The 10454-nt window shown below is 52.7% G+C and carries 11 protein-coding genes and 1 pseudogene; 3 read left to right on the forward strand and 9 right to left on the reverse strand.

Annotation, left to right across the window (positions count from 1 at the left end):
- The coding region (locus tag D9736_RS22825; protein WP_130259235.1) for an RNA-guided endonuclease TnpB family protein at positions 1 to 596 on the reverse strand (596 nt) is incomplete at its 3' end.
- Between the two features lie 22 nt (positions 597 to 618).
- Here D9736_RS22825 and tnpA point away from each other — a divergent pair.
- Positions 619 to 1035 (forward strand): IS200/IS605 family transposase, encoded by a 417-nt coding sequence (gene tnpA, locus D9736_RS22830; protein WP_165383187.1) that lies wholly within the window; start codon positions 619 to 621, stop codon positions 1033 to 1035.
- A 240-nt stretch (positions 1036 to 1275) separates the two neighbouring features.
- On the forward strand, positions 1276 to 2322 hold the full coding sequence (locus tag D9736_RS22835; RefSeq protein WP_130259237.1) for an AbrB family transcriptional regulator: 1047 nt from the start codon (positions 1276 to 1278) through the stop codon (positions 2320 to 2322).
- Here the strand turns inward: D9736_RS22835 and nei are convergent.
- From nei to ybgI, 5 genes are read right to left on the reverse strand one after another with little or no spacing between them, the layout of a single operon-like run.
- A complete protein-coding gene (gene nei, locus D9736_RS22840) occupies positions 2319 to 3110 on the reverse strand; it encodes an endonuclease VIII (RefSeq protein ID WP_130259238.1) in 792 nt (263 codons plus the stop codon). The genes D9736_RS22835 and nei overlap by 4 nt on opposite strands.
- Positions 3111 to 3145: 35 nt before the next feature.
- Positions 3146 to 3880, reverse strand: coding sequence for a 5-oxoprolinase subunit PxpA (gene pxpA / locus D9736_RS22845; RefSeq protein WP_130215012.1), 735 nt, complete (start codon positions 3878 to 3880; stop codon positions 3146 to 3148).
- Positions 3870 to 4802 (reverse strand): 5-oxoprolinase subunit PxpC, encoded by a 933-nt coding sequence (gene pxpC / locus D9736_RS22850; protein ID WP_130259239.1) that lies wholly within the window; start codon positions 4800 to 4802, stop codon positions 3870 to 3872. The genes pxpA and pxpC overlap by 11 nt, the downstream gene beginning before the upstream one ends.
- Complete coding sequence (gene pxpB, locus D9736_RS22855; protein WP_130259240.1) at positions 4796 to 5452, reverse strand: 5-oxoprolinase subunit PxpB; 657 nt, start codon at positions 5450 to 5452, stop codon at positions 4796 to 4798. The genes pxpC and pxpB overlap by 7 nt, the downstream gene beginning before the upstream one ends.
- A gap of 22 nt (positions 5453 to 5474) precedes the next feature.
- Positions 5475 to 6218: a radiation resistance protein YbgI gene (gene ybgI, locus D9736_RS22860; protein ID WP_130224268.1), complete on the reverse strand. Its 744-nt coding sequence runs from the start codon at positions 6216 to 6218 to the stop codon at positions 5475 to 5477.
- 270 nt (positions 6219 to 6488) lie between these two features.
- Here ybgI and dtpD point away from each other — a divergent pair, with 270 nt between their 5' ends.
- Positions 6489 to 7970, forward strand: a complete 1482-nt coding sequence (gene dtpD, locus D9736_RS22865) for a dipeptide permease DtpD (RefSeq protein WP_130259241.1) — start codon at positions 6489 to 6491, stop codon at positions 7968 to 7970.
- A 129-nt stretch (positions 7971 to 8099) separates the two neighbouring features.
- Here dtpD and phrB read toward each other — a convergent pair whose 3' ends face one another.
- The 3 genes and pseudogenes from phrB to D9736_RS22880 all read right to left on the reverse strand — a co-directional run.
- Positions 8100 to 9518 (reverse strand): deoxyribodipyrimidine photo-lyase, encoded by a 1419-nt coding sequence (gene phrB / locus D9736_RS22870; protein WP_130259242.1) that lies wholly within the window; start codon positions 9516 to 9518, stop codon positions 8100 to 8102.
- Entirely contained in the window at positions 9515 to 10024 is a 510-nt protein-coding gene (locus D9736_RS22875) for a YbgA family protein (protein WP_130259243.1), read from the reverse strand. Before D9736_RS22875 ends, phrB begins: the two co-directional genes overlap by 4 nt.
- A 138-nt stretch (positions 10025 to 10162) precedes the next feature.
- Positions 10163 to 10454: pseudogene (locus tag D9736_RS22880) on the reverse strand (ISAs1 family transposase); the annotation flags it as partial.

The following is a 10454-nucleotide window of genomic DNA, read 5'->3' on the forward strand; positions in this document are numbered from 1 at the left end:
GCTTGTGTACGCTGGCGGAACAGCCAGTATCTGACCGCCACGCCAGCATCCAGTCCGACCATTGATGCTGAAGAGTGAACCGGAGTTGATACTTCACTTTCTGTCTGAATACTGATGTACCACTTACCGCAGGACTGGCTGACAGTGACATTTTTCACAACACCCGTGACCTGACGACTGTTCCGGTAGCGCATCCAGCCAAGTTTCGGCAGAAAAATACGGCTGTTTTCCTGATCGAGCTTAACGCCCTGTGGGTAGCGGAATGCATCATTCTGTCCCCGCTTTTTGAATCGGGGAAAAGCCGCACGCTTCTGGAAGAAATTTTTGTAGGCTCGCTCAAGGTCTTTCAGTGACTGTTGCAATGGCTGTGCTGGAGCATCTTTAAGCCATTGTGTTTCAGTTGCATTTTTCCACTCAACCAGCCAGGAAGCCATTTTCGCGTAAGGGATGTATTTATTACCGGCCTCATGATTCTCATTCTGACGTGCCAGAGCACGATTGAAAACGAAACGACATGCGCCTGCGAAGCGCCTCATTTCACGCTCCTGTTGACCACCGGGTCTTAACTGGAATTTAAATGCCTGTAGTCGTTTCACCGGTCAAATTATATTTTGGTCTATGAAAAAAGAAACCGATATCCGGCGTGGAAGGCACTGTGTTTTTCCCATGCATGTTCACCTGGTCTTTGTCACCAAATACCGACGTCAGATTTTTGACTATGACGCGACAGGAAAACTACGCACTTACTTTTCAAATGTATGTGCTGATTTTGAAGCTGAACTGGTTGAAATGGATGGCGAACAAGATCACGTCCATTTGTTAATTAACTATCCACCCAAGCTGGCGATATCCAGTCTGGTAAACAGCCTCAAAGGCGTATCGAGTAGGTTACTGCGACGAGATCGACCAGATATTGCAGTCAGGTATTACTACAAAGGCGTTTTGTGGAGTCCCGGCTATTTTGCCAGTAGCTGCGGAGGTGCGCCAATATTCGTCATCCGCCAATACATTGAACAACAGCAAACACCTGGTTAGGTGGAAAACCGCGCCTTATATCCCCGCCCTGAAGAACGGGGTTTTACGGCGCACTGGATAAGACTTATTTCAGTTCAATCGTTTACTCTTCCCTCTTTTACAAACGAGAGGGAGACAACGGTACTTAATACGCCCTTTAGCCAAAATCTGTCTTTTTCTTGATTACCGCTATTTTTTCGTTAAGGCGCATTCTTTATGCTGTATCGATACACCAAAGGTAAGTTAAACAGGGAGTGACGGATGCCAGTGCTACAGTGGGGAATGTTATGTGTTCTGTCACTTCTCCTTTCTATTGGCTTCCTCGCTTTACATCTCCCGGCGGCACTCCTGCTTGGGCCAATGCTCGCCGGGATCATCTTTAGTATGCGCGGGGTTACCCTGCAACTCCCCCGCTCCGCTTTTCTCGCCGCGCAGGCCATTCTTGGCTGTATGATTGCGCAAAACCTGACCGGTTCTATCCTGACCACGCTGGCGGTTAACTGGCCGATTGTGTTAGCTATTTTACTGGTGACGTTGCTTTCCAGCGCTATCGTGGGATGGTTACTGGTGCGCTATAGCTCACTGCCCGGAAATACGGGTGCCTGGGGCTCCTCGCCTGGTGGTGCGGCGGCAATGGTCGCGATGGCGCAGGATTACGGCGCAGATATCCGCCTGGTGGCGTTTATGCAGTATCTGCGGGTACTGTTCGTCGCGGGGGCCGCTGTTCTGGTTACCCGAATGATGCTGGGCGATAACGCTGAAGCGGTTAACCAGCAGATGGTATGGTTTCCGCCAGTGAGCATTAATCTCCTGCTTACGATTTTGCTCGCGGTCGTTGCCGGTACGGCGGGATGCCTGCTACGTCTTCCTTCCGGCACGATGCTTTTTCCGATGCTGGCAGGTGCGGTGCTCCAGTCTGGCGAGTTCATCACGATTGAGTTACCGGAATGGCTGCTGGCGATAGCTTATATGGCGATTGGCTGGCGAATTGGTCTGGGCTTCGATAAACAAATCTTACTGCGGGCATTGCGTCCGCTGCCGCAAATCCTGCTGTCGATTTTTGCTCTGCTGGCTATTTGTGCGGGTATGGCGTGGGGGCTGACCCGGTTTATGCATATTGATTTTATGACCGCCTACCTCGCCACCAGCCCCGGTGGACTAGATACAGTGGCGGTCATCGCCGCAGGGAGCAATGCTGATATGGCGCTTATTATGGCGATGCAAACCCTGCGCCTGTTCAGTATTTTGCTGACGGGGCCAGCCATTGCGCGGTTTATTTCAACCTATGCGCCGAAGCGAACGGCCTAGTGCTGGCAACCAGGACACCAGTAAAACGGGCGCGATGACAGCGTGGTTTTCTCAATGGTGCCGCCACAGCGTTCGCACTTCTCGCCATCACGATGAAACACCTTAAAGCGAAACAACGCGCCGTGATGTTTATTTTCATCCACCTGCCCCCGCGTAGCGTAAGAAAGTCGCGGAATATCCAGTAACGCGTGTGCGAGTGCATCCAGTTGCGCCGCGTTGAGATCTTTCGCTTTATGATTTCCGGTCAACCCAACCTGCCAGAGGATCTCCACGCGCAGATAATTGCCAAGCCCTGCCAGAAACGCCTGGTCGAGCAGTAACCCGGCAAACTGACGGTTACGAAAGCGCGGCGACAATAACCGTTCTTTCACCACATCTGGCGTCAGATTCGGATCCAGCACATCGGGGCCAACGCGTTGTAAGAACGGATGCGTCGTCAGTTGTTCCGGCGTTAACATTTCAATATCAGAGGCGCTATAAAGCAGAATGGTTTTGTCGGCTGTTTGCAACTTTACCCGCAACACCCGCGTGGTCTGCGGCTCTTCGCCAGTATCAACCACGCGCCAGACACCATAGAGTTGGTTATGGCTATAGAGCGTTAAGCCATCCGAAAAATGGGTCAGCAACGCTTTTCCGCGCGTTTCCACATAAGTGACATGCTGACCAATAAGTTGTGATTGATAAGGTTTTAACTGCGGGAAGGCAAACCAGACATCGGTCAGTGGTTTGCCTTTGATCGCCGCCTCCAGGTTATCCGCTGCACGGCGGATCTCCGGGCCTTCAGGCATGGTGATATCCTTTTTTCATTCTTTGTTCAGAGGGATTATGCTGCGACAACAATCCCCTTTTCGGCAAATGCAGATCGTAGCCGGCGGGCGAACGCCAGTGCGTGCTCGCCGTCGCCATGCAGGCAGACAGTCTGCGCCGCGACCGTTGCCCATTCGCCGGTGATACTTTTGACTCTGCCGTGTTGCACCATCTCCAGCGTTTGCGCCAGCGCCTGTTCTTCGTTTTCAATCAACGCGCCTGGCTGGCTTCGCGGCACCAGCGAACCGTCGGCCTGATAGCCGCGATCGGCAAACACTTCCTCGCGCGTTACCAGACCATATCGTTCGCCTGCACGGATCAGCTCGCTTCCTGCCAGCCCGACGAGAATCAATGCCGGATCGCAGGCGTAAACGGCTCTGGCGATGGCGTCTGCCAGTTGTGCGTCTTTCGCTGCCTGGTTGTATAACATGCCGTGCGGTTTAACATGACGCATTACGCCACCTTCCGCCCGGGCAATCGCTGCCAGCGCGCCAATTTGATACAGTGTCTGGGCGTAAACGGTTTCTGGCGGCAGCTGCATGGCGCTGCGACCAAAATTTTCCCTGTCGGGAAAGCTCGGGTGAGCGCCAATCGCGACACCATTTTTTATGGCTTCACGCACGCTTACCAGCATGGTTTGCGCATCGCCTGCATGAAATCCACAGGCAATATTGGCCGACGAAACCAGCGTTAAAAGTTCCGCATCGCTGGAACTCCCTTCGCCCAGATCGGCGTTCAGGTCAATTTTCATTGTGCAACCGCCACGCTAATTGTTCGAAATAACGTTGCTGATCTTGCCGCGCTTTCAGTGCCTCTTCCAGTGAACACTGGACAAAATGAATCGGCTGACCGAGCGGAATTTGCGCAAGATGGTACATATCAGCCTCAATGATGCAGGCAATGCGCGGATAACCGCCGGTAGTTTGCGCGTCGTTCATCAACACAATGGGCTGCCCGTTATGCGGCACCTGCACCACGCCAGGCAACAAACCGTGAGATAACAGTTCGCGATCGGTGGTGCGTTTTAAGATTTGCCCCTGTAAGCGATAGCCCATCCGGTTACTTTGCGAGCTAAGCTGCCAGGGCGAACGCCAGAATGCATCCTGCGAGGCGCGATCAAACTCATGATATTCCGGCCCCGGTAAGGCGCGAATCCGGTTACCCCACAGCAGCTGTTTAACGCCCTGCGCTTCCATAAAATCACGCTTCGCTTTGCCAATGGGGAGTCGGTCACCATCCTTCAGTAAACGCCCTTCCAGCCCACCAATCCCCACCTTGAGATCGGTGCTGCATGACCCCATCACTGGTGGCACATCAATACCGCCCGCCACCGCCAGATAGCTACGTACACCATGTTGTGGACGTTTAAGCATTAAACGCTGGCCTGCTTTCATCGGCAAGCGCCAGCCAGTCCAGACAGCATTATCATCCAGCCGCGCCTCGCAACCTGCGCCAGTCAATGCAAACCAACCATCTGTTTCGAACTCAACCGTTAACTGACCGAGCGTGATCTCCAGCGCGGGCGCGTTGGCATCATTACCCACCAGCAGGTTAGCAATGCGTAGCGCTGGCATATCCAGTGCGCCGCAGTGGCTGATACCCGACTGGCGAAAACCGTGACGGCCGCCATCCTGCACGGTGGTGTACATCCCCGCACGAATAATCTTCAGCATACTCCCTCCTTCTGCGGCACAAAGCGCACGCTGTCTCCCGGACGCAATAAGATAGGTTCGTCACGCGTCGGGTCAAACAGACTGAGCGAAGTATGACCTATCAACTGCCAGCCGCCCGGCGTTGCCAGTGGATAAACACCGGTCTGCGGCCCGCCAATCCCGACAGAACCTGCCGGAACAAGCACGCGCGGTTCAGCGCGCCGTGGCGTGTGTAGTTGTTCCGGCAAACTCCCGAGATACGGGAATCCTGGTTGAAAACCTAAAAACCAGACCACGTATTCCACGGAGGAGTGCAATTCAACAACCTGTTTTTCGCTCAACCCACAATGCGCCGCAACCACCGCCAGATCCGGCCCGCCTGCGCCACCGTAAACCACCGGAATTTCGATAAAGCGAGACTCAGGTTCCAGCGCCTCGCTCTCTTCCCACCAACGTTGCAAACGCTCTATGGCGTCCAGCGCCAGCGATTCAGGGTTCCGCAAAATCACCGTGATATTGTTCATGCCGGGAATAGCTTCAACGACATTCGGCATATCCACCAGACGCTGGGCCAGCCGCCAGATCCGTTTCTGGCTGGCCAGCGTCACCGGCGGTTCCAGTTCCAGCACTACCGCCGTTTCACCTATCAGATAACAACGCGCTCGTTGCACTTTCGATCCCTCTGACTATTCGTTATGCAGGATTAGGAATATCAATAAAGGTCACATCAAGATCGGTATTTTCATTCAACCACTCGCTCAACGCGCGAATACCACCGCGTTCGGTAGCGTGATGACCCGCAGCATAAAAATGCAATCCCTGCTCGCGGGCTGAATGAATGGTCTGTTCAGAAACTTCGCCAGTAATAAAAGCATCCACGCCAAAACGCGCGGCACTATCAATAAAACTTTGCCCACCACCGGTGCACCAGGCGACGCGCTGTACTACCTCCGGGCCGTTGTCGCCACACCACAACGGCTTACGTCCCAGACGCGCTTCAATCCATGAGGCCAGTTCCAGCCCCGGTACCGGCATGGTCAGTTCGCCCCACGGCACCAACGGCTCAATTTCGCCCATGACCGTGATCCCCAGTAACGCCGCCAGTTGCGCGTTATTGCCCAGCTCAGGATGTGCGTCAAGTGGCAGATGCCAGCCATACAGGTTGATATCATTCGCCAACAATGTTTTTAAGCGGTTACGCTTCATACCGCGAATTACTGGCGATTCCCCTTTCCAGAAATAACCATGATGCACAATGACCGCATCAGCGCCCAGGCGTACCGCTTCATCGAGTAGCGCCTGGCTGGCGGTGACACCGGTAACAATTTTTTGCACCGTCTCTTTGCCTTCCACCTGCAAACCATTCGGCGCATAATCACTTATCGCCGCGCTGTTCAATTTCTCGTTAATCAGTTGTTCCAGTTCGGTGTTTTTCATCATTGCGCCTTCCATATTCTGATAGCTACTCCGTTAACATAGCGTTACCTCGCCTGTTCGTCGATAGCCAATCTTTCGACATATTAAGAAACAAACCCATCGCCAAAAGGCGCAAATTGTTTATCTCATAAATGCATAGTTCATGTATATTTATGCAATCAGACAGCATATTGCATAAATAATCAGATCTGTATCAAAGTTTTAACTCTAAGGAAACACACGCACGCCGCGCAACTATTACGTGGTGTCGCATCCAACCGCGGAATTACTATGAATAAACACGCATCACAGCCGCGCGCTATCTACTACGTTGTCGCGCTACAAATCTGGGAATATTTTAGCTTTTACGGCATGCGTGCCTTGCTGATTCTCTATCTCACCAATCAACTGAAATACAACGACACCCACGCTTACGCGTTATTTAGCGCCTATTGTTCGTTGGTGTATGTCACGCCGATCCTCGGCGGTTTTCTGGCGGATAAAGTGCTCGGCAACCGCATGGCGGTAATGCTGGGAGCGTTGTTGATGGCTGTCGGGCATGTGGTGCTGGGCGCCAGCGAAATCCACCCGTCATTCCTCTATCTGTCGCTGGCGATTATCGTTTGTGGCTATGGTCTGTTTAAATCCAACGTCAGTTGCCTGCTTGGTGAACTGTATGAACCGACCGATCCACGTCGCGATGGCGGTTTCTCGCTGATGTATGCGGCGGGTAACGTGGGATCGATTATTGCCCCTATCGCCTGTGGTTACGCCCAGGAAGAATACAGTTGGGCGATGGGCTTTGGCCTGGCGGCGGTTGGCATGATCGCGGGTCTGGTCATTTTCTTATGCGGCAATCGTCATTTCACACATACCCGCGGCGTTAACAAAAAAGTACTGCGTGCGACAAACTTTCTCCTGCCGAACTGGGGATGGCTGCTGGTTCTGCTGGTCGCAACGCCTGCGCTGATTACTGTACTGTTCTGGAAAGAGTGGTCGGTATACGCCTTAATTGTCGCCACTATCATTGGTCTGGCGGTACTGGCGAAAATTTATCGCAAAGCAGAAAACCAGAAACAACGTAAGGAGCTGGGGCTGATTGTGACGCTCACCTTCTTCAGCATGTTGTTCTGGGCCTTCGCACAACAGGGCGGCAGCTCGATTAGCCTTTATATCGACCGCTTCGTTAATCGCGATATTTTCGGTTATAGCGTTCCGACCGCCATGTTCCAGTCGATTAATGCTTTTGCAGTTATGCTGTGCGGTGTGTTCCTGGCGTGGGTGGTTAAAGAAAGCGTCGCGGGTAATCGTACCGTGCGCATCTGGGGAAAATTTGCTCTTGGCCTCGGCCTGATGAGCGCCGGGTTCTGTATTCTGAGCTTAAGCGCCCGCTGGTCTGCAATGTATGGCCACTCTTCCCTGCCGCTGATGGTGCTTGGTCTGGCAGTGATGGGGTTTGCCGAACTGTTTATCGATCCGGTTGCTATGTCGCAAATTACGCGTATTGAAATCCCCGGCGTGACCGGCGTATTAACCGGCATTTATATGCTGCTTTCCGGCGCGATTGCGAACTATCTGGCGGGCGTCATTGCCGATCAAACATCGCAAGCTTCGTTTGATGCTTCCGGGGCGCTCAATTACTCCATCAATGCATATATAGAAGTGTTTGATCAAATCACCTGGGGTGCGCTGGCGTGTGTAGGACTGGTGCTGATGATTTGGCTGTATCAGGCGCTGAAGTTCAGAAACCGTGCGCTGGCGCTGGAGTCTTAATACGCCAACACCGATGCCTGATGCGACGCTTAACGCGTCTTATCAGGCCTGGATGGCCCATTGAATTTGCACTATTTGCCAGGCCGGATAAGGCGTTCATGCCGCATCCGGCATCTGGGCACGAGTCTGTTATTTCCCCTTCCTCGCCGCTTCATACGCTGCCAGCGTTCGCAGCCTCGCCTCTTTGTGATCGACAATCGGTTGCGGATAATCCAGCTTCACACCTGCTTTCTGCGCCCACTTCCACGGCTCATGCACCGCTTTCCCTGGCACATCGCGCAACTCCGGTAGCCACTGGCGGATAAACTCGCCTTCGCGGTCAAATTTCTCGCCCTGGGTTGTCGGGTTAAAAATACGAAAATACGGCGCAGCATCGGTTCCGGTAGAAGCGGCCCACTGCCAGCCGCCGTTATTGGCCGCCAAATCACCATCAATCAGTTGTGACATGAAATACCGCTCGCCTTCGCGCCAGTCGATCAGCAAATCTTTCACCAGAAAACTGGCTGTAATCATTCGCAGACGGTTATGCATCCAGCCAGTGCTGTTAAGCTGACGCATAGCAGCATCGACAATCGGATATCCCGTTTTACCTTCCTGCCAGGCTTTAAAATGGGCGGGATTGCGCTGCCACTGCACACGCTCCGTCCAGGCAATAAACGGACGATGTTTACACAGCGAAGGATAATACGTCATCAAATGGCGGTAGAACTCGCGCCAGATCAGCTCATTAAGCCAGACGCTACCCGGTCCACCTTCCAGCGCCTGCGGCTGTTCCGCCAACAGGCGATGTAAACACTGGCGAGGCGATAACCCACCCGTTGCCAGGCTGGCGGACAAACGACTGGTGCCTTCTACTACCGGAAAATCTCGTTGTTGCTCATATTCTCCGGCACCGTTCTGGCAAAACTGGCGTAATTGCGCAATCGCCGCTTTTTCTTCCACCGGGAAATGCGCGGTATCGAAAGACTGACGAGGGTAATTCAGCGTAATGGATGGCGCGGGCTCTATCGATCCGCTACTACGAACTTTTGGTGCACCGACGCACTCCGGCATCCCTTCCCGCAACCGTTTCAGCCAGGCGTTTTTAAACGGCGTAAAGACTTTGTACATCTCATGATTGCCAGTCATCACCGCCCCCGGCGGCAGGATCACGCTGTCATCAAATCCTTCACACACCACGTTACGCTGCGCTTTTTCAACTTCCACATCCCGCGCCCGCTCATTCACCTCATACTGATAGTTATAAAACAGATGGGTAACACGATTTTCCGCGCACACCTGTTTAACTATTTCGACGCTGGCGGCAAAGTCATCCACTTCACGGAATAATAAAGGAATGCCTTTTTCCGCCAGCGCTATTCGTAGCCCATTCAGTTGAGCATTGATAAGTTCAGCCTGACGCGGCGACATGTTATGCGCCGCCCACTGGCGTGGTGTGGCGATATACAACGCCAGCACGCGTGCAGACGAATTGCGGCAGGCGGCAGCCAGCGCGAGATTATCGTGCAGACGTAAATCCTGGCGAAACCAGACCAGATGGGTGGTCATAAAACTCCTGCATGGCGCAAGTTAATCACACGCGGCCAAAGTTCGAAATAACGCTGCCCTGAAAGCCAGGCGTCAGGATAAAGCGCCATATAGTGTTTGATACGCATCAGCGGCGCAAGAAGTGGTTGCTCGCCACGGCGATAACTGTCGATAAGCGCCGCCAGCTGCTGGCGTTCTGTGGAATCAAGATGCGGGCGAAAATACCCCTGAACGTGCATCAAAACGTTGGTGTGGTCACGTCGGTTGGCGGGGTGAGAAAGCAAAACAATTACGCGTTGGCGGTACTGGTTGTAATAGTCATCCAGATTTTGCCACTGGTGAATATCAGCCACGAACGGGCCAAGTTTGCGGTATTCCGGCTGAGAATGAGCCAGAAAGACGAGTTTATAGCGGCTGTGATAATCGAGAAGCGCTCCGCGCGTTAAGCCGTGTGATTTCAGTCGATGTAACTCATGAAGGGCGAAGATACGGATTAGAGTGCTGTCATCAAATCGTTGCTGATTCATTACTGCTCCTGAACGGTTTACAGGAGTAAGTGTAGACGTTGGGAAATGATGTTTGTGAAGTTAATCCGCTAGCAGGGCAAGATTACGAAAGCCCGCTCCCCGCAAGGACTGACGTCAGGTAGTTTCTGTCCATAGCTGCCCTTTCGATTCAAACGTAAAATCAATAAGTTCATCAGGAACATCGCAAACAATGTGAAGACGGATTTCTTCTCTGCCGTGACTCTTTTCACTAATTGCGTAACTGTCATGCTCTGGATTATTTAATTCTTTCAGTGGAAATTTTTCCTCAAAGGCTTTATTTAGCCGCCCCTGGTTTCCTTTTACAGCGAATAAATAATCACCTCCCTGTTTTTGTATCTTCTCTGCAATATCTTTCTGGCAACCCATCGCATCAGTTGTGATAATTTTCCCTTTAATATCCAACATGTTA

Source organism: Escherichia sp. E10V10, from assembly GCF_004211985.1.
Taxonomy (GTDB): Bacteria; Pseudomonadota; Gammaproteobacteria; order Enterobacterales; family Enterobacteriaceae; genus Escherichia.

Excerpts from the sequence above, each read along its gene's own strand:
- tnpA (WP_165383187.1), top strand. The coding sequence starts at position 619 with ATGAAAAAAGAAACCGATATCCGGCGTGGAAGGCACTGTGTTTTTCCC.
- D9736_RS22835 (WP_130259237.1), top strand. The coding sequence starts at position 1,276 with ATGCCAGTGCTACAGTGGGGAATGTTATGTGTTCTGTCACTTCTCCTT.
- nei (WP_130259238.1), bottom strand. The coding sequence starts at position 3,110 with ATGCCTGAAGGCCCGGAGATCCGCCGTGCAGCGGATAACCTGGAGGCG.
- pxpA (WP_130215012.1), bottom strand. The coding sequence starts at position 3,880 with ATGAAAATTGACCTGAACGCCGATCTGGGCGAAGGGAGTTCCAGCGAT.
- pxpC (WP_130259239.1), bottom strand. The coding sequence starts at position 4,802 with ATGCTGAAGATTATTCGTGCGGGGATGTACACCACCGTGCAGGATGGC.
- ybgI (WP_130224268.1), bottom strand. The coding sequence starts at position 6,218 with ATGAAAAACACCGAACTGGAACAACTGATTAACGAGAAATTGAACAGC.
- dtpD (WP_130259241.1), top strand. The coding sequence starts at position 6,489 with ATGAATAAACACGCATCACAGCCGCGCGCTATCTACTACGTTGTCGCG.
- phrB (WP_130259242.1), bottom strand. The coding sequence starts at position 9,518 with ATGACCACCCATCTGGTCTGGTTTCGCCAGGATTTACGTCTGCACGAT.
- D9736_RS22875 (WP_130259243.1), bottom strand. The coding sequence starts at position 10,024 with ATGAATCAGCAACGATTTGATGACAGCACTCTAATCCGTATCTTCGCC.